This window comes from Nitrospira sp. Nam74, from assembly GCF_965152615.1.
This window is the reverse complement of record NZ_OZ224220.1, coordinates 3,683,836-3,701,964: the sequence shown is the minus strand read 5'-3', so window position 1 is coordinate 3,701,964 and position 18,129 is coordinate 3,683,836. Positions and strand designations below refer to the sequence as shown.

14 protein-coding genes and 1 pseudogene are annotated in these 18,129 nt (G+C 55.8%); 4 read left to right on the top strand and 11 right to left on the bottom strand.

All coding sequences use genetic code 11. The features are described from left to right. Positions 1 to 46 precede the first annotated feature (46 nt). The 4 genes from ACWHYZ_RS17405 to ACWHYZ_RS17390 all read right to left on the bottom strand — a co-directional run bounded on the left by ACWHYZ_RS17405 (position 47) and on the right by ACWHYZ_RS17390 (position 3,686). Positions 47 to 592, bottom strand: a complete 546-nt coding sequence (locus ACWHYZ_RS17405; protein ID WP_447983942.1) for a 5' nucleotidase, NT5C type — start codon at positions 590 to 592, stop codon at positions 47 to 49. 98 nt (positions 593 to 690) lie between these two features. Beyond that, positions 691 to 930, bottom strand: coding sequence for a hypothetical protein (locus tag ACWHYZ_RS17400; protein ID WP_447983941.1), 240 nt, complete (start codon positions 928 to 930; stop codon positions 691 to 693). A gap of 229 nt (positions 931 to 1,159) precedes the next feature. Then, entirely contained in the window at positions 1,160 to 2,263 is a 1,104-nt protein-coding gene (locus ACWHYZ_RS17395) for a Gfo/Idh/MocA family protein (RefSeq protein ID WP_447983940.1), read from the bottom strand. A 157-nt stretch (positions 2,264 to 2,420) separates the two neighbouring features. Further along, on the bottom strand, positions 2,421 to 3,686 hold the full coding sequence (locus ACWHYZ_RS17390; RefSeq protein ID WP_447983939.1) for an MFS transporter: 1,266 nt from the start codon (positions 3,684 to 3,686) through the stop codon (positions 2,421 to 2,423). Positions 3,687 to 3,852: 166 nt separating this feature from the next. Here ACWHYZ_RS17390 and ACWHYZ_RS17385 point away from each other — a divergent pair, with 166 nt between their 5' ends. Then, positions 3,853 to 4,074 carry a hypothetical protein gene (locus ACWHYZ_RS17385; RefSeq protein ID WP_447983938.1) on the top strand — a complete coding sequence of 74 codons (222 nt, stop codon included), beginning with the start codon at positions 3,853 to 3,855 and terminating at the stop codon, positions 4,072 to 4,074. Between the two features lie 326 nt (positions 4,075 to 4,400). Continuing rightward, positions 4,401 to 4,721: a hypothetical protein gene (locus ACWHYZ_RS17380; RefSeq protein ID WP_447983937.1), complete on the top strand. Its 321-nt coding sequence runs from the start codon at positions 4,401 to 4,403 to the stop codon at positions 4,719 to 4,721. Between the two features lie 345 nt (positions 4,722 to 5,066). Here ACWHYZ_RS17380 and ACWHYZ_RS17375 read toward each other — a convergent pair whose 3' ends face one another. The 5 genes and pseudogenes from ACWHYZ_RS17375 to ACWHYZ_RS17355 all read right to left on the bottom strand — a co-directional run bounded on the left by ACWHYZ_RS17375 (position 5,067) and on the right by ACWHYZ_RS17355 (position 12,313). Further along, positions 5,067 to 5,561, bottom strand: coding sequence for a thermonuclease family protein (locus tag ACWHYZ_RS17375; RefSeq protein ID WP_447983936.1), 495 nt, complete (start codon positions 5,559 to 5,561; stop codon positions 5,067 to 5,069). Positions 5,562 to 5,657: 96 nt separating this feature from the next. Then, positions 5,658 to 8,072 carry a PAS domain S-box protein gene (locus tag ACWHYZ_RS17370; protein ID WP_447983935.1) on the bottom strand — a complete coding sequence of 805 codons (2,415 nt, stop codon included), beginning with the start codon at positions 8,070 to 8,072 and terminating at the stop codon, positions 5,658 to 5,660. Between the two features lie 314 nt (positions 8,073 to 8,386). Beyond that, positions 8,387 to 9,061: an FKBP-type peptidyl-prolyl cis-trans isomerase gene (locus ACWHYZ_RS17365; RefSeq protein ID WP_447983934.1), complete on the bottom strand. Its 675-nt coding sequence runs from the start codon at positions 9,059 to 9,061 to the stop codon at positions 8,387 to 8,389. 184 nt (positions 9,062 to 9,245) lie between these two features. After that, positions 9,246 to 10,188, bottom strand: a pseudogene (locus ACWHYZ_RS17360) (glutathione S-transferase family protein). A gap of 169 nt (positions 10,189 to 10,357) precedes the next feature. After that, entirely contained in the window at positions 10,358 to 12,313 is a 1,956-nt protein-coding gene (locus ACWHYZ_RS17355; RefSeq protein ID WP_447983933.1) for an AAA family ATPase, read from the bottom strand. 320 nt (positions 12,314 to 12,633) lie between these two features. Between ACWHYZ_RS17355 and ACWHYZ_RS17350 the strand changes: the two genes are divergently transcribed. Next, positions 12,634 to 13,584, top strand: coding sequence for an NmrA/HSCARG family protein (locus tag ACWHYZ_RS17350; RefSeq protein WP_447983932.1), 951 nt, complete (start codon positions 12,634 to 12,636; stop codon positions 13,582 to 13,584). Positions 13,585 to 13,610: 26 nt separating this feature from the next. On the opposite strand, the gene ACWHYZ_RS17345 is transcribed toward ACWHYZ_RS17350, so the two are convergent. Then, positions 13,611 to 14,939 carry an MFS transporter gene (locus ACWHYZ_RS17345; RefSeq protein ID WP_447983931.1) on the bottom strand — a complete coding sequence of 443 codons (1,329 nt, stop codon included), beginning with the start codon at positions 14,937 to 14,939 and terminating at the stop codon, positions 13,611 to 13,613. A gap of 203 nt (positions 14,940 to 15,142) precedes the next feature. Here ACWHYZ_RS17345 and ACWHYZ_RS17340 point away from each other — a divergent pair, with 203 nt between their 5' ends. Continuing rightward, complete coding sequence (locus ACWHYZ_RS17340) at positions 15,143 to 16,453, top strand: MFS transporter (protein WP_447983930.1); 1,311 nt, start codon at positions 15,143 to 15,145, stop codon at positions 16,451 to 16,453. A 57-nt stretch (positions 16,454 to 16,510) separates the two neighbouring features. Here the strand turns inward: ACWHYZ_RS17340 and ACWHYZ_RS17335 are convergent, their stop codons facing one another. After that, positions 16,511 to 17,746 carry a hypothetical protein gene (locus ACWHYZ_RS17335; protein ID WP_447983929.1) on the bottom strand — a complete coding sequence of 412 codons (1,236 nt, stop codon included), beginning with the start codon at positions 17,744 to 17,746 and terminating at the stop codon, positions 16,511 to 16,513. Positions 17,747 to 18,129: the final 383 nt, after the last annotated feature.

The window sequence follows — 18,129 nt, the reverse complement described above, 5'->3', positions numbered from 1 at the left end:
CGATCATTCTGCCCGTGGGGAAGCATTCGAGCAGAAGCAACGAGGCTCACACCGGTAACTGCTCGATGACTTGTGGCCACGACTGCACGCGCGTCAGCTGCGGGTGCGGCATCAACTGCCGGTTGCGAGGATAGTCCATGACAAAGCAGCGAATTCCTTGCTCGAGATAGCGGGCGATATGTCGGGGATGATCGTCAATGGCCAGGGAGAGCGCTTCGGGGACCTCGCATTTATTCTCGAGATGATATAGGGCGTCGAAGGGAATGCCATGTTCGAATAACCATTCCCGAGTGAGCGTTTCGGATGTTGCTCGTCGGGCGGTAACCAGCACTAACCGGTAGCGCGTCTGAAGAAGTTCTAACGCTTCTCGTGCACCGGGGAGAATCGATAGGAGCGGGATACGTGTCTCGTGAAACTCGTCGAAAATCTGTTGCAGTAGGTGATCGGGGATGAGTTCTGTCGTGCTCGACGGAGCCGCCGCGAATTCGCGTGGCCACGGCTTGCCGGTGTACTGAATCGCCAGTTCGTCGAGCATCACGTCGACATCGCTCAATACTCCATCAATGTCGATTCCAAATGCGGGCCGGTCCATGTGTCTCCTTTGGCTCATCGTAATTCTGTCGTCCTTTCTCAGCAGGGGTTTGTCAGGTGTTCGATTCGGCATAGTGAACTGAAGTGGGAGAACTCGCGTTACTCCTTCTGTGATCGTTGAATAAACGGCAGAAACCACCTCCATGTGACGGCAAGCAAGAGGGGCCACCAGACGAGATATGCTATCCCCACCGTTGAGGCCGACACATCAATAAGACCGGTCACCAGGTCCACATGGTGATGACTCTCCCGCCAGGTCTGAAAACTTTTCAGTCCAAGCAGCGCAATCCACCCCGCTGCTACGTACAGCAGCATGGTCAACACAGTCTCAAGGTTCATCCTTATCCTCCCATCCCGATGTGAACCATACTGTAACCGGTTCTCGAGTGAGGTGAAAGTGGCGAGCATACTCGTAGTGGGATATCGACACGATCAGGATTGTTGATCAGGGCTTGGGTGAATCAGCACCCGTATGGTGGGATGGACTAATACGGTGGCGTCTTAATCAAACGATAGGGGACCGTCGTGGCAGCAGCGAAAACAATGAAACCGCAACCGCTATGTCATGTCATAAGCTGGGCGATCGTACCTGGACCAGAGAAGGCTTCTTGACCGGCGGGCGCTTAATGATTTGCTCGCTCGTTGGTCGCCGATTGGCAGACAGACCGGTTATCTTCACGGGCCGCCCGATTTCCGCAGACCGGTAGAGCGCCTCGATTATCCGGATATCGTTCAGACCTTCCTCGCCGGATGGCTCCGGGTCACGGTCCCTGAGAATACATTCTGAAAAGTAGAGCAGTTCCGGGGCGAATTGATCACGACTGGGGAACGCTCGCTCGCGTGGCTTGCCGTTAATTGTGATCTGCTGCTTTAGTTTACCGACGTATTCATAGGCGGGCTCGACCCGAATGCGGCCTTTCGTGCCGACCACTTCATATGCCGATACATCGGTCGCACCAAAGCTGCATACGAATGTGCCAAGCCGGTCCTGAGGGAATCGCAGGAGTGCGCCCGTCATCTCGTCCACTTCTTTAAATCGACGATCGGCGCCGCTGATGACAAAGGCTGTCACTTCCTCCGGGTTTTCTCCAAAGAGGTATCGGGCGGCATTGATGCAATACACCCCGATGTCATACAGCGTGCCGCCGCCGTACTCGCGCTTGACGCGGATATCTCCCGGACGGACTTGCATGGTAAAGACGGAATTAAAGAAGCGCACGGGTCCGAGCTTGCGGGATCGGATCAGGTCCACCGCCGTCATGTTCGCTTCCTCGAAGTGCAGACGATACGCCACCATGAGTTTTACACGCGCCTGTTTGGCCGCTTGAATCATTTGCCGGCATTCTTCCGATGTCACTGCCATCGGCTTTTCACACAGCACATGAATGCCTGCGCGAGCGGCCCGCACGGTATATTCGCAATGCATGCTGTTCGGCAGAGCGATGTACACGGCGTCCACATGCCCGTCGTTCAGACAACGGTCATAGTCCCGATAGGAATAGGTATGCGGGATGCCATATCGCTTGCTGATCTGCTTGAGTTTTGTTCGATTGCCTGAGACCAGCGCCGTGACCTGCGAATTCTGAGCGGCATGCGCAAACGCCGGCAGCACGGCAACCTGCGCGATGTGGCCTAAGCCGACGACTGCATATCGAACCCTGCGCTGTGGCATAGACCTCCCCCTCGGTATTCGATCTAGTAATGCTCTACGTCTGTATGATGCCCCTAGTGGTGGTAGAGCGTAAGTCGAGCGATGGATGGATTGATGTAGGTGTTTTCCTACTCCATCGAGAAGCTGCGTCTCGGCACAGTTCATCGTAGGGAGCGTTCTATGCCAGCTCGCGACCGGCTAGTGCTTTATCAAGCGTCAGGATGGCGCTGAGCGAGATGAGCGCACAGAGGCTTAAATACAGACTCGGGCTGAGGCTGTTTCCAGTCCACTCGATTAACAAGGTCGCCACCAGGGGAGCGGTGCCACCGAATAAGGCGGCGGCGATATTATATGCGGCAGAAAGGCCGGTGTAGCGTTGCGCCGTGGGGAAGAGTGTGACAACCACGGCGAAAAACGGTCCGAAATAACAGGACATGAGCACGGTCAACCACGCGTATGCGCCCCACATCAGGGGCAGGTCGGCGCTTGTTAACGAGACGAAGGACGGGTAGGCGGTCATGGCGAGTCCGGCAGCCCCGATGAGCAGTAACCGTATGTGTCCGATCTTATCCGAGAGATGGCCCATCAGTGGAATCAGGACAGCCAACAGCAACATGCACATAGTATTCATGGTCAAGACGGTGCCCAGCGGAACGGTCGTCATGGTGGAAAGGTATGTGGTGAGATACACATACAGCAGATAAAAGCCGACGCCGTGGAGCCAGACGAGACCGATGACTTTGGCAATGGCCGCTCGTTGATGGGTGAAGACCTCGCGGATAGGAGCGGCGGATAGGGCCCTCGCCCGGCGCACCTGTTCGAAGGCGGGCGATTCCGGAATGCATGTGCGCAGGTACCATCCTACGAATGCGATCAGGCTTCCCAGCAAAAATGGAATGCGCCATCCCCACTGATGCAGCGCCTCGTTTGTTAGGCTCGATGCCACGAGAGCTCCCATGCCTGACCCAAGTAGTGCTCCGATCTGCGCGCTGAAGCCGGCCCAACTGCCGATGTAGCCCCGTTGGGAAGGCGCCGCGTGCTCGACGAGAAACGTGACGGACCCGGTGAATTCTCCACCGACCGATAGACCTTGGAGAAACCGACAACATGTGAGGGCGAGAGGCGCTGCGATCCCGATCATCGCATAGGTTGGCAGCAGGCCGACGACCACGGTCGGTAGCGCCATGAGGATGACGGACCAGGCCAGCGCTTCGCGCCGTCCTAGGGTGTCGCCGATGTAGCCGAAGAGCAGCGCCCCTAAGGGGCGGGCGAGAAATCCGATTGCAAATACGCCAAAGGCAGAGAGCAACGATACCGAGGGCTGCTCAGACGGGAAAAACATCGACGCGAAGACCGGCGCAAAGTAACCATAGAGGGCGAAGTCGTACCACTCCAGCACATTACCGATGGCACCGGCCATGAGTGTTCGTTTCGGAAATGGCATCGTCGTTATGGTCCGATGATTTGTGGAATGAGTGTAATCCGGACGGTTCGCTCCTTACCATGCCAGATGCAGACCGGGACAGATTGAAAACTGCTCAGTGTTCATCATGGTAAAGTAGATAATGGCATGGTGAACCGCCTACGAGAGCAGAGATAAGGAGAGCGTCATGAAGCGGCTACGGTATGGGAGTATGCTGACGATGCTGCTTCCGCTCATAATTGGGTGTACTGAGATCAGCGACTCTTATCAGACGCGCAATGGCGTGGAGAGCCAACCCCGTCCGGGGGCCATCCAAGCGACGCCGAACGGACACGGGAATCTTCCGGCCGCCGGTCATGAGCGTGCGCCTGACCCTATTCCAGAGTATGGCAGTTATACGGCACCGTGAGACGCGACATAGAGAAAGACCCATTCACGAATCGGTGCGAACCCTCAAGGAGGCTTTTCACGATGAGGATCCTGGCAGCGATGAAATTGAGAAACGTGATATCGATGCTATCCACGGCCCTTCCACTTTTCATTCACCGTTCATTCTCTCCGTTCTCATTTTCGAGCATAGTAAGACGAGGAACGACCGTCCCACGATGGGCTTCCTCTTAGTCAAAGAACTCCGTCTCGTGACCTGTAAGATTCCCGGGAATCGTCGAATTTGATCTCAGCCCTGTCCGGTAAAGCTTCTCCAGCCGTATAGAATAATAGTACGAGAACCGAAAGGTGAATTGGTCACGAGTGCCGAGGACCTATGGAATCGTCTTTGGCGCCATTCTATTGGCGGCATGCGGGCTGTTTCAATCGTGGCAAGAGCGCTATCTAAAGAGTGCAGTCAATGATGCGACGAAGGAAGACATCATCCGACGCATGGGGCCGCCTCGAGAGATCCGCAGATACAACGATGGGAGCAGTCTTTTACTCTATCGGTTTAGGGAGTTTCAAGCCGGTGATCTGAATGGACCGGGGCGATGGTGGTGCGAGGAATATCGATTAAAGCTTGACCAGGACGAGATCCTCCGCCATTGGAGCGAACATGGCTGTTGACGGGGCGATTCAGGACCTTCTTCACGGTCAATGTTGGGAGCGCTGAATGTAACCCTTCGATATCAAGCATCGTTTCACGCTTTCCTCTTTATCAAAGACGGCACCCGTGTGCGGGTCGATCTGCATGTGTTCGACTGTTGCCTGGTTCATGCAGTCGGTGCGATCCTCTTCCAAGCGCTGGGCCCCCTGTGTGGGATGCTCCCATCGTGCGGGCGCGCAGCTTAGGAGAATGTCAGCCAAAAAAAGGACACAGGCAACGCGAGCGGCGGTATTCAAAATCATATCGCGGGGCCGTATGGGGTGGGCCAGATCTATTGCCCTCTCTTGCTTGTAAACCGGCAAGCGTTAATGACTCACTCGTGGAGCATGGTCCCGGGTCTTTCCTGCCGCCAATGGCCTGTCGTCCCAGAGACCTCGCTTCCCTCTTCGCGCCTCTTCCTCCAATGCCGACAATCGCTCATCGACAGCGGATGCCGACGCCTGTGCCCAACCCGACTTGACCATCTCATAGGCCAATGACCGGCCATCGGGGAGAAAGACGTGTGCCCAGACACGCCGATGCCGGTCGTGACCTATCGGTTTCACTCTGATAGTTTGTTTGTTTATCAGCTTACCGACAAATGATCTCGCCTCTGTTGCGAATGGCTGTTTTCGTCCGGGACAATCGATGCCGGCGATGCGCACGGCGATAATTCTGGCCTTGTGACGTACTGCGATTTCATCGCAACTGCGGACGGTGACGGGCTGTCCATGAAATTCAGGCTCGGCAGCGGCAACATCGGATGCCATACTGACAAAAAAGATGAGGATGAGTATTTGCGAGGGAAGGCATAAAGACATGGGCCTATCCGGCCAGGGCGACGGCTTTCCCCAGTGGTTGGGCCGCATTGGATCTGTTTTGACCCCCGGGCTTGAGGCCGCTCAGAAAGAGCATGCCTATTGCGAAAAGGTTTTCGCCGTGTCATGGCGCGATGGTTTCTCGTGCGTGCCCTTCGAAGCTGCCGATCGGATCGCATGACAGAGCCTCTCGAAAGACCCGCCCTTAGAGAGATAGTCGGAGGCGCCTGCATCGCGCATAGTTTGCGCCATCTTGCTCTCCTCATGGACGGACAGCCCGATGATGGCAATCGTTGGAAATTCCGCCTTAATGAGCCGAGTCGCTTCCGGTCCGTTCAGTACCGGTAAATTTACGTCCATGACGATGATATCGGGGCGTAGCTTACGCGATAAGTCGAGGGCCTCTTTGCCGTCCGCGGCCTCTGCAACGACGTGCAGGTCGTCTTGTCCTTCGATGATGCTGCGCAGCCCTTCGCGGATGATTTGATGGTCATCGACCAATAACACGCGTATTTTTGACGCGGCCACTGTTCGGGACGCGTCCTCATCACTGGACCCCGGGCTCTGCCCTCGAGGTGTCAATTCAGACATGTCGGGCGAATTCGTGCAGATCTTGAGTGGCATGATCAATTTCGCGGTGGTGCCCACACCCATGTGAGAAGTAATTGTGAAGCATCCCCCGAGAGGCTCAATGCGTTCGCGGATACTGAAAAGACCGAATCCCCCCTCATCTAAGGTTGACGGTTGGGTGCCGGGTACGAATCCCGCCCCCTCATCCATCACCACAGCCTCCAAATACTCCTTGTCGCGCTTCAGCAAGACGATGGCCTGCTTTGTCCGGGCGTGTTTGAGCACATTGAACAGCAATTCATGAATGGCCTGGTACGTGACCGTCAGTACATCTTCATCCATCAGTTTTGGTTGTCCGTCATCGTAGACGGTCACCGTCAGACCATGCCGCTGTAATTTTTCGACAACCCAGGCAATGGCGGTCCGCAAATCGTCCTCATTTCCAAGCAGGGGCGGGCGTAGGTCCGACATGACGGTACGGGTGTAGATGAGGGCTTCGTCCAGCAGCGACGTGACCGCTTTGAATGCGCTCGCTGGATCCATCCGGTTATGTTCAGCCACCTCCAGTTTCATCTTGCACAGAACGAGCAGCTGCGCCAGGTTGTCGTGCAGATCAGTTGCCAGCCGTTTCCGTTCCCGCGCCTCGGTTCGCGTGAGCTCAGCGGCCAATGCTCTGAGTGTCTGCTGCTTGTTGAGCAATTCGATCGTGCGCGCCTTCACCATCTCTTCCAGCGTTTCGTTCAGTGTCTGCAGTTGTCTCTTGGATTCTTGCAGCGCAGTCTCCGCTTGTACTCGGTCGGTCACGTCGAACGCTACTCCGCCCAAAAGCCGGCGATGGGAGGCTTCGACCGGAAATTTGAAGGTGAGCCAATGCCGTAAAACACCATCCGGTGCGGGAAGTTGTTCAAGGACTTGTTGCGGGGTATTGGTTTTCAAAATAGCGGCATCGTTTGCTTGCAGCTGCCGGGCGGCTTCGCTGGGAAATACATCGGCATCACTCTGGCCGACGAGGTCTTTATGCTGCATCTGAAACAGCGATGTGAACATTCTGTTGGCATAGACGTACCGCCCTTCTTCATCCTTCATAAAGGCGACGGCCGGAGTATTGTCCATAAACGCCTTGAAGCGGTCCTCACTCTCCCGCAACGCCTCCTCGGCGCGTTTACGCTCGGTGATGTCCTGTATGACCCCCACGGCCCGGAGCGGCATCCCCTGACTGTCCCGGAGCATGACCGCATCGAGATGAGCCCAGCGGACGGATCCGTCCTTTCTGATGTAGCGCTTTTCAGTGGAGTATTCCTGCAACTCTCCGCTCATCAATTGCTTCAGAGCGTCAGAATCATGCTGCCGGTCTTCAGGATGGGTAATCTCGCCGATGGTTTTGCTCATCAACTCTTCCGGCGAATAGCCGGTCATTTCGCTGAGCTTGTGATTCACTCTGACATACCGCCCAGTGTACGGGTCCACTTGTGCTTTGCCAACGCTCGCCAGCTCAAACATGGCCCGATACTCTTCTTCCCGCTCGCGCAAGGCCGCTTTAGCGACCTTCAGGTCATGAACATCCGTGACGGTGCCAACCCATTTTAGGATGTGGTCCGCTCGATCACGAACGGGTCGAGTTCTGGTGATGAACCATCGATAGCTCCCATCTTTTCCCCTCAGCCTGAGGGTGATCTCATGTGATGTGAGGGCTTCCTTCTCCCTGGGCCATGCGTTCTGGGCCAAATGCACGTCTTCAGGATGGACAGCGTGCAGCCAGCTGGCCGCTGCCCCTTCTTCAGGTTCAAGTCCTGTATATTCGAAGAATCGTTGATTGAGATAATCATCTGAGCCGTCTGGACAGGTCGTAAAGACAATGTCAGGGATTAGTTCTGTCATCATGTGAAACTGCTCTTCACCGTAACGCGGGAAGTCCTCAGTTCGCGTTAGCTTGGTGCTTTGCATGGGCCACCTTTATCTGGGGAGTATGGCTAGAGACATGGCTGTAATAGCATAGCTGCTAGCCCCTGAATGTAGGCTTGAATCGTACGTAATCTGGGTGAGCGTCCGATTTTCCGAGGTTCACTTATTGCAAGATTCGGCGGGTTTGTTCTCGGAAAAGTGAATTGGTCGTTACTCGCTCATTTCAGACATCTGTTGACATGCACAGGTGAATGGATGGCAAGTGATGAGGAGGCGACCCTGTCGAGGCCGCCCCCTCTCAGTTTGAGTTGCTCCACGGGGCATGAAGCCCTCTTGTGAAGTCGCTATGCCGTCATCTACTTGACGATGTCGAGCAGCTCCACTTCGAATATCAGCGTGGCGCCTGGCTTAATGACCGGCGGTGATCCACGATCGCCATAGGCGAGATTGGATGGACACACCAAGCGGCTCTTTCCGCCGACTTTAATATGCTGTACGCCTTCCGTCCAACACTTGATCACGTTTCCGAGAGGAAAGGTTGCCGGCTCGTTCCGCTGGACGGAACTATCGAACACCGTGCCATCGATCAGCGTCCCGTGGTAGTGCACCTTCACCGTGTCCGTGGCTTTCGGTGTAGCTCCCTTCCCCGGCTTGATGGTTTTAATGATTGCCCCCGATTCAGTCTTTGTCGCACCTGATTCAGCCGCAGCCTTGGTTAGGTAGGCGGCGCCTGCCTTCTTTTCGCCATCCGCAACCGCCGCGGCCCGTGATTGCTGAAGCTGTTGGATCTTCGGCCCGAACGCCTGCATATCAACCTTGCCTGGACGTTTCAGTACACCATCCGTCAGTCCGGCCTTCACCATGTCGAGTTCGGCCTCGCTCAGGTTGAAGCTGCCGAGGGATTGACTAATGGCCTGGCCAAGGGCATAGAGCGTCTTTTGGTCATCGTTGGTGGGCTCCGGTGTGGCGGCGTACGCAGCCGGCATGCCGAGACAGAAAAGGGCCGCAGCCCATGTCAATGCGATCCGCATTGGTGATCCTTTCGTCAATGGGGTGGATGATGCCGAACAGCGCAGCCAAGACGCTGCCAGGAAGCGCCAAGATATGATAGCGGCACGCCTGGTTCAACATGTTTCTTTGCTTTGTGGCAAGCAAACGTAGCAGAGCATGAGCCGGGCGCAGCCACGGTTCCTGAAGACCCAGATAGCCATCTATTCAACGCAAACGTTCTCGGCCGTGACTGCTCTGTAGATCCTGGACAGGACCAACGGGAACGATGCGGGTGGGATTAATCTCGCCGTGGGTCATGTAGTAGTGCCGTTTGATGTGATCGAAGTTCACAGTCTCAGCGATGCCGTTATATTGGTAGAGGTCTTTTAGGTACCCAAACAGGCTGCCGTAATCGGCGAGACGTCGAAGATTGCATTTAAAATGTCCGTGGTACACGGCATCGAAGCGGATCAGCGTGACGAACAAGCGCCAATCGGTTTCAACAAGGCGCGAGCCAAACAAATAACGCTGCTTCGCCAGGCGTGCATCCAGGATGTCGAGCGCCTCAAAGAGACGACGGACCGCGCGTTCGTAGGCGCTCTGCGAGGTCGCGAATCCCGCACGGTAGACTCCATCGTTGACGTTCTCGTAAATGAACGTATTCAGTTCGTCGATCTTGCTCCGGAGGTCTTCCGGGTAGGTCAATTCTGCTCTCGGTCAGCCGGTCAAATTCACGATTGAGCATCCGCATGATATCGTCGTCGGAATTGCTCACGATGCGCTGCATCTTCGTGTCCCACAACACGGGGACAGTTACCCGACCGCGGTAGTTCTGGTCGGTGGCGAAGTAGGCCTCGCTCAAAAATTTGAACCCGTTGACAAGGTCGGTTGAATGCTGTGGGCCGTCTCGAAATGCCCAGCCGCGTTCATCGCGCAGCGGGTCTACCGCGGTCATCCCGATCACGTCTTCGAGCTGTTTCAGTTTTCGAACAATGATTGTCCGATGCGCCCAGGGGCACGCCCATGACACATAGAGATGGTAACGCCCAGGCTCGGCCGGATAGCCGGAACGTCCATCTGCGGTTACCCATCCGTGAAAGCTGTCTTGTTGCCGCTTGAATTCGCCGTGCTCATTTTGTTCATGCGGAAATTGCGCCTTGGCGGTCATTCGTGTCCTCTCGACTCTACGTGACACTGGTTACACTCACACGCTGCATTATTGACTCAGGCGCGACGTAACAACCAGATGCAAAATCATGAACAATTGAGGCCCTGTGGCAATGGAAAAGAGGTGAGAAGAAATGGACTGGACCAGCCGTTCGCTTCGCTTCAGGTGTTTATCCCTCATCCTTGCGAAGCTCTGCGGGGCTCGCGACGGGAAGAATGACGGAAATCGCTCCTCCGAGATCCCCTTCTTTAAAACCTTCCTTTTCATAGCCTGAGATGTCGACCTCACCCTTTGGTTTCCCATGGCAGCCTAGGCATTGCCTCGAATAGAACAGCGGCAGTAAGACCTGGACTGAATGATCCGGAAGTTGCTGCTCCATGACGTGATCGCCGACACGGGGATGGTTTTTCTGAATGAGCATGAGGGTCTGTTCCTCTTGATCATCCGGTTTGTTCGCGGGGTTTCGGGGATCGATCCCGGGCGGACCGATCTGTCTGACCTTCAGCCCGGTTTCCTTCGTAAAGTTTTGTGCAACTTTGGTCGCAAATGTTGCCGGGATAAAGCCTTTGAACCCGATTCCCTTCTTGTTGATGTCGGGTTGAACGTCATGGACTTCCTTCAGCATCAGAAAAACCATCTTCAGTAGCAGCGGCTTGGCTTGCTCCGGCATGGGCGAGGCGGGGAGGTTGCGTAAATCATGCCCCGTTCTGGCCTGAAATTCTTTCCTCAGCCGCGCTTCAAACACTGAGGGCGAGAAGCCTTTATCTTCCAGTCGAGGATTGTTGATAGTCGGTTGCGCCTTGCCCAGTACCACGCGTCCGGCATCCATCAGCACGGCTAAGAGTCTGGCGGTTTCACTCGCTTCCATTTTTTCGGCTGTCGTGAGCTCGGTGCTCATCGTCAACTTTTCACCAGCGCTCGACGTATCCATTGACGGGCGTTCTGAGGTGCGGTTGTGACGCGACTCTGTCGGTGAGACAGGGGGCTCCGCCAGAGGGGCAACGCGAGCAACAGACGATGACGGCGTCTTCTCGATGGACCCACCTGGCGGGATCGGCGCCTCCATCAAAGGGGCGACGCGAGCGGGGCGCGATGGCGCTGCCTTATCGACCGGCTCCGCCGCGGGTGATACCTCGGTGACAGGGGCGACGCGATCAGACCGCGATGCCGGGCTGGGCATCCCTTCTTCAGGACGTGGGATGCTCAACTTTTCAGATGGAGCGCCTATGCCAAAGCCTAAATACATACTCATGACAGTGATGAACGCAAGGCTGACGACCACGCCGGCCGCTGTGCGGCTTCTCCACCACGGTGCCGCATGAAGGCCGTGCATATCGGCAATCACCTGCTTGGCAATCGCGCGGGAAATGATGGGCTGGCGCAGGCGGAAGCCGGCAATGAGCGCGTTATCACAGACAATGTTTAACCGTCTGGGAATGCCTTCGGCAGTTTTGATGATCAACTCGAGAGCGCCCTTCGAAAAAATAGATCGCTGTTCACGGCTCACCTGGATGAGTCGGTGGTGGATATACTCCGCGCTTTCCGTTTTTGTGAGAGGCAAAATTCGTGTGCGAACGGCGATTCGTTCCCGCACATGTCGCAGTTCGTGGCGGTCGAGTACCGCATCAAGCTCGGGCTGTCCCATCAGCACTATTTGGACGAGTTTCTCGTCAGCCGTCTCCAAATTCGACAACATCCGAATACCTTCTAATGTTTCCAGAGGCATGCATTGAGCCTCATCGATGACGAGGACGACCGTGCTGTCCCGGTTTTGTTCGGCCAGAGCCAATTCATGCAATCGGCTCACCATTTCAGATGCTTCGCCGTTGGCCTGAGCCCCCAGTTGGTTGAGAATGGTGATGAGAAGCCGCTCGAACGTGATGTTCGGGTTGTAGAGGTGGATCGTTTTCTGTGGCAAGGGCTCGGCGGTTTTTAGGTATCGGCGAAGGATGGTCGTTTTCCCAACTCCCACTTCGCCGGTGACGACGATGACCCCCTTCCGTTCTTTAATGCCATAAAGTATTGAACTTAATGCTTCACGGTGGCTTGGACTGAAATACACGGCATCAGCGTCTGGGGTCGTTCGAAACGGTTCACTGATGAGCCCGTAAAAATCAAAGTACATACGGTTGGCCGTTTTAATAATGAGGGCGGATCAAAGGACACAGTTCGTTCTCATGCCCTTCTGCACGCAATGACCTCCTTGCGCCATCGGACACGGGCTCATTTTCTGTGTAGGACAATGTGGAAACGAAGTTCCAGTGCGAGTGAACGGGGTGTCTATGGGAACGCGCTCCCCTACAGGGGTAAGTGGATCATGAGAGCCTCTCCTTCAGGACCGGGGAATATGGCAGCTATTTCACACGGCGCGGTAATGTGTTAGTTTCTAACGCCTGCGCATCGCGATTCATACGGCAGGCGGAGTAAGAATGGGGGATTTGCATCATGGCTGAGAAGAGGATCATCGTAGTGGTTGGGGCGACGGGTTTGCAGGGCGGCGGCTTGGTTCGCGCGATTATGAGCGAGCCTGGCAGCGGGTTTATCGCACGCGCATTGACGCGGGATGTGCACTCCGACAAGGCCAAGGAATTGGCGGACTTGGGCGCTGAAGTCGTCGCCGCGGACTTGAACGATGTGGAAAGTGTGAAGCGGGCATTTGCCGGCGCATACGGCGCCTTCTGCGTGACATTTTTCTGGGCACACTTGTCACCGGAGAGAGAATATTCCGAAGCGAAAGGAATGGCGGAGGCGGCGAAGTATGCCGGAGTCCAACACGTCATCTGGTCGACACTGGAGGACACGAGGCAGTGGGTGCCGATCAATGATAACCGCATGCCGACGCTCATGGGCAAGTATAAGGTGCCTCATTTCGATGCTAAGGGGGAAGCCAACCGGGTATTCAACGATCTTGGATTGCCCACGACGTTTTTACTGACGTCGTTTTATTGGGATAATTTTATTCATTTCGGCATGGGTCCGAAGAAAGGCCAAGACGGCAAGTTGGCGTTGACCTTGCCGATGGGCGACAAAAAGCTTCCCGGCATTGCGGCCGAGGACATCGGGAAGTGTGCGTTGGGCATATTCAAAAAGGGCAAGGAATTTTTTGGACGGACCGTCGGCATTGCCGGTGAACATTTGACGGGTGTCCAGATGGCCGCTGCTCTGACGAAAGCGTTGGAGCGAGAGGTACGCTACAATGCCGTGACGCCGGAAGCTTATCGCGGCTTTGGATTTCCAGGTGCCGACGACTTGGGGAATATGTTCCAGTTCAAGCGGGACTTCGAACCGATCTTTTGCGGAGCACGCAAACCAGAGGTGGCGCGGAGCCTCAATCCGGCGCTACAAAATTTCGACGCATGGCTCGCCCAGAACAAGACTCGCATTCCGTTGGAGTAGCATTAGCGGTGGTTCACGCGTGATCGTCATGACGCGGCACGGCTTTCCTGATCCGATCCGGATCGCACGTGAGTCAGATCGGCGAATTTCCAAAGCAGAAAAGAGGCGGCAGCCGTTACCCAGAAGATGATGGCCATGCCGAAGAGGCTGACCTGCGGACCCAGGCGGTCGGTCGTCCATCCGAAGGCCACCATGCCGATCATACTGGCTGACATTGCACCGGTATTGAAGATCGAGAAGATCCGTCCCCTCAAATGTTCCGGTGTCATTTCCTGCAGCATACCCCAGACGATGGGCGTGAATGCAGCAAGCCCGGCGCCTACGATGGCGACGAGCACAAGGGCAAGAAGAGGTTGAGTCGTGCTCGCCAACACGAAACTTGCCAGCCCCCCGGTCACCATGGCGCCGGCGATCAACAGCAAGCGTGTGCTCGCACTCAGTTGTGTGGAGAAGGCCAATGCAATGGAGACCGCCACCATTCCCGCTCCATAGGCAGACCAAAGCCAGCCGAGCATCATGGCCCCCACCCGCAAGACCTTTTCTGCAAACACGGGCAGCAGAAACACGAACGCGCTCGAGGCCAAGCTATAACACAGTGCCGACAGGATAAAACCGGAAATCGTTTTGCGCTCCACAAACACAAAGTGCAAGCCTTTCTTTAAGTCCCTTAAAAGACTTCCGTGTTGTCGTTTGCCTGCCTGTGCCGGCTTGGACTCTTTCACGTGGAGTCGCGAAAGAGAGAGCACTGATAATAGAAATGTGGCGCTGCTGACGTAGAGCACGACTTGCATGCCGACGGTTGCGATTCCAAGTCCGCTCACCGCCGGCCCGACCAACATGCCGATCATGGCAGTGCTCGCGACTAGGGCATTCGCTGCGGTCAACTGCGCGCGGTCCACAATCAGCGGCACCGTCGCCGACAGCGCTGGGCCGAATACGGTGGACACGACCGCCATCAAAAAGACGACGACATAGACGCGCGGTAAGGTGAGCCCGTCTGCGGCATAGAGCAGCGGGATGATGAGCGCCAATCCTGCACGCAAGGCATCGGCACCCATCATGATGCGCTTCTTAGGGAAGCGATCGATATAGACACCAAGCACGGGACCAAGGACCAGCGGCGGCAAGGTTTGAAGCACACCGATAACGGTGGTCATCAGCGTGGAGTTTGTCAGGTTATAGACTAGATACAAGAGGGCGACTTTGTTCAGCCCTTCTCCAATTTGCGAGATTGCTTGCCCGGTCCACAGCCACCGCAGATCCCGTAGCTTTAAAAGCCGCCACCCCGTTTCGGCCTTTTTTTCATGCGACCCTTTGCTCCCCGATTGGGTTTTTGCGGCAGCCACTGAAGACATCTTTGCCTCATGTGCCTTTGAGCGCGTGCAGCGTGCTCATTCCGTGTTCAGCATATTCTATATGCGGTCATCATACGGCATTGTCAGGAAACACACGGGACGCCGGGTCGTACTTATTCCGACAATTCAATGTACGTACGTCCGCTCGTTGAGCGAGAAGCCTAGGTGCGATACTGGAGAGTGACAATGCCATGAGTGGAGCCATGCCGTCGATGGAACGGGCAACAGGTCATAGTGGGTGGACTCTTCTTCGAAACAGAAACTTTGCCTACCTGTGGGCGGGACAAATGATTTCTCAGGTGGGCGATAGCCTTAATAAAGTGGCCTTGCTCTGGTTCGTCTACGAGCTCACGGGCTCAACTCTCAAAACGACCGTCATAGGCGTGCTCCAAACGATTCCACCGCTCCTGTTCGGTGCACTCATCGGTGTCTTTCTGGACCGCGTGCCGAAGAAAATGGTCATGATATGGATTGACGTGACTCGAGCCGTCCTGGTCCTGCTTATACCTTTGCTTCACGTGTTTGGCATGCTGACGCTGCCGCATCTGTACGTTCTTGTCTTCTTGATATCCCTGTTCTCCAGCGTGTTCGGTCCGGCCATGTCCTCATCCATCCCGTTTCTTGTTCCTCGATCGCAGTTAACCGCGGCGAATGCGTTGCTGCAAAGCACGACGAACATCGGCATGCTGGCGGGGCCCGCCATCAGCGGTGTCGGTATTGCGCTGGTGGGTCCGCAAAATGTGTTCTATATCAACGTGGCCACATTCCTGGTTTCGGCGGGCTGCCTGTTGCCGTTGCGGCTTGTCAGTGACACGCACGAGGCTCCGGCACGCAAGGGTACCTTTTTAGCCGACGCACTCGTCGGATTTCGGTTCGTCGTCAGTCATCCCATGATCATGGCCTTGATGATCGGAGCGAGCTTGTACAGCATGGCCGCGAGTGCGGTCGTCTTTCTTCTGCCGGCGTTGGCGAAATCTCACTTTCATATGGGGGCGGTGGAACTTGGTGCGCTCTGGTCGTTATTGGGGATCGGCATGTTGGTCGCCTCACTGTGGCTTTCGACTCTCGGGCATCGGGATGTCTGCGCACGACTGCGCATTGTGTCCATCTCTCTTTTTCTTGGAGGGGCGGCGATGGGAGGGCTGGGTCTTGTCACATGGAAATTGATCGTCCTCTGTCTGATGGTGTTGCTCGGAGGCAGTCTGGCCCTGTTCACTCCTATTACCTGGGCTTTTCTTCAGGAGCTTGCTCCGGGGGCCATCGTGGCTCGCGTCTTGACGACGTTCAGCACGGCCGCCATGGCTGCTTCCATGGCCGGCATGGTTCTCTTTGGATGGCTCGCCGATGTGGTGACCCCCGGCGCGAGTCTCATTGGTGCTGGTCTTATTTTCTTAGTTACGGCGGCGGTGTTAAGGCATTTCGGCCGACGATATGGGTTTCCAACAGTCGCTTCGGCTCACATGACCGAAACGGTGACGCGTGCGAGTGCAATGGGAAGAGTCAAGGCTCACTGAGGATGGGCTACGGCACATCTGCTGTGGCGAGCGACTCTGACAATCGTGGCGACACGCTCATATTTCCTTGGACCACATGCCAAAGAATCCGTGTCCACCCATACTGACGTGCCCGCCGGGATCGCGGAAGATGCCGAAGTTATAACTGTAACCGAGCTCGATCTGAGAGCGCCATGGCGCTCCGCTAATGATTCCCCCGCCCACTGCCGGCAACGAATCCATTTGGAATCGTATGGACCCGTCAGGACCGAAACGCGGTCGTTCAACCATGCCGTACGTCGCTCTGATATAGGGGTACAGAAAAAACAGGGCCTCATAGCGATAGATGAGATCGGCAATGCCGTATCGTGTCGGAAAGAGTTCATTGAACGCGACACCCGGCATGACCGGAAGCGAGAGGGCCTCCCACTCGTAGCCAGTCGGTCGACCGGGTAATCGGAACGCTGAAAAACGGTCCAGATTCTTCCCGATCCCGCCATACAGTGACGTAATGAAGCGATGCCGTTCACTGTCGACAAATGGAACACCGCTTGCGGCGACGAGATAGGCGCTCGCCAGCACATAGTCTCTTTGCTTCTGCACGTCAGGGGAGGGAAATGCCACGCCCCCCCACTGACTCCACTGCGCCCGGTGGCCGTATATCGCATCTCCGCCGAACGCATAACCTCGATGCGGCAGTTCCATCAGATTCCGATCCAGCGCGTCCAGGCGAAATCGGAAATGGCCGCGGCCCTCATACGTATCGGAGGGCACTATAAAATTTGACGATGCGTCGCGACTGCGTCGGAACCAGCGGTACCCCGGTTCGTACGTGAGGGTCACTTCCAGCGCATTGTCTTGGGATTTGCCCAGCAAGCGTTCACGATAGCCGAGGCCCACTCCCGCAAAAACGTAACTCCACTCGACGTCGACAGCGGAGATCCGTTGGCCCTGAACATATTCGGACCGGCCGAGCGGGATGATGGTATTGTCGAGCGTGAATACGAGTTCCCAGCCCTTCATCGAACGCGAACCGATGTTGTAATTCACATCATTGACCACGCCGGCCACTGTGGCGCGCAGACGGTGGTGGTCGTCATCCCAGTTGCGCCAGAGATAGAGCGAGCCGAACGGCAGGACTTCGAGATAACTTGGGCCATTGGGAATCCACAGCACGCCAAAATTGATTGCGGTAACATTCCGGCGGTCACGTGGCGGGACGTCGACCGGTTCTCCCAACACTTCGGTGTGATACTGTTCACCGGCCAATGGAGTATCAGCTTCATCGGCGAAGGTCAGGTGAGCGTATGTCATTATGAGTACCACGCACAGCCAGAATCCGATGAGGCTATGGCAATGCATGGCTGTGGGGCGGGCTGACGACAGGCGTGTGGGCATGATCCGTTTAGCAGCAATAGTGCTCCATTAGGTCCTTGACCGTAAGCAGTTTGTCCGTCGACCTGATGTAGGACAAAGCACTACTAAAGCGGTACACGTGGCAGGTTCACGACCGCCCCAAGGGACGTGCACTAGCTTCGGAATGTTTCAGGCAGTTAAGAGAAGTGAGAGAAGAAATCGAGACGGATATGAATGATGGTTCGAATAGTGGTAGACAGCCGGTTATGAGAGCATGATGGCATTGTCATTTCTCCTTCCAGAACAACTGGAATGCCGGGCCAAGCCGGGCGTGCAAGGAT

Excerpts from the sequence above, each read along its gene's own strand:
- ACWHYZ_RS17405 (WP_447983942.1), bottom strand. The coding sequence starts at position 592 with ATGGACCGGCCCGCATTTGGAATCGACATTGATGGAGTATTGAGCGAT.
- ACWHYZ_RS17400 (WP_447983941.1), bottom strand. The coding sequence starts at position 930 with ATGAACCTTGAGACTGTGTTGACCATGCTGCTGTACGTAGCAGCGGGG.
- ACWHYZ_RS17395 (WP_447983940.1), bottom strand. The coding sequence starts at position 2,263 with ATGCCACAGCGCAGGGTTCGATATGCAGTCGTCGGCTTAGGCCACATC.
- ACWHYZ_RS17390 (WP_447983939.1), bottom strand. The coding sequence starts at position 3,686 with ATGCCATTTCCGAAACGAACACTCATGGCCGGTGCCATCGGTAATGTG.
- ACWHYZ_RS17385 (WP_447983938.1), top strand. The coding sequence starts at position 3,853 with ATGAAGCGGCTACGGTATGGGAGTATGCTGACGATGCTGCTTCCGCTC.
- ACWHYZ_RS17375 (WP_447983936.1), bottom strand. The coding sequence starts at position 5,561 with ATGTCTTTATGCCTTCCCTCGCAAATACTCATCCTCATCTTTTTTGTC.
- ACWHYZ_RS17370 (WP_447983935.1), bottom strand. The coding sequence starts at position 8,072 with ATGCAAAGCACCAAGCTAACGCGAACTGAGGACTTCCCGCGTTACGGT.
- ACWHYZ_RS17365 (WP_447983934.1), bottom strand. The coding sequence starts at position 9,061 with ATGCGGATCGCATTGACATGGGCTGCGGCCCTTTTCTGTCTCGGCATG.
- ACWHYZ_RS17355 (WP_447983933.1), bottom strand. The coding sequence starts at position 12,313 with ATGTACTTTGATTTTTACGGGCTCATCAGTGAACCGTTTCGAACGACC.
- ACWHYZ_RS17350 (WP_447983932.1), top strand. The coding sequence starts at position 12,634 with ATGGCTGAGAAGAGGATCATCGTAGTGGTTGGGGCGACGGGTTTGCAG.
- ACWHYZ_RS17345 (WP_447983931.1), bottom strand. The coding sequence starts at position 14,939 with ATGTCTTCAGTGGCTGCCGCAAAAACCCAATCGGGGAGCAAAGGGTCG.
- ACWHYZ_RS17340 (WP_447983930.1), top strand. The coding sequence starts at position 15,143 with ATGCCGTCGATGGAACGGGCAACAGGTCATAGTGGGTGGACTCTTCTT.
- ACWHYZ_RS17335 (WP_447983929.1), bottom strand. The coding sequence starts at position 17,746 with ATGACATACGCTCACCTGACCTTCGCCGATGAAGCTGATACTCCATTG.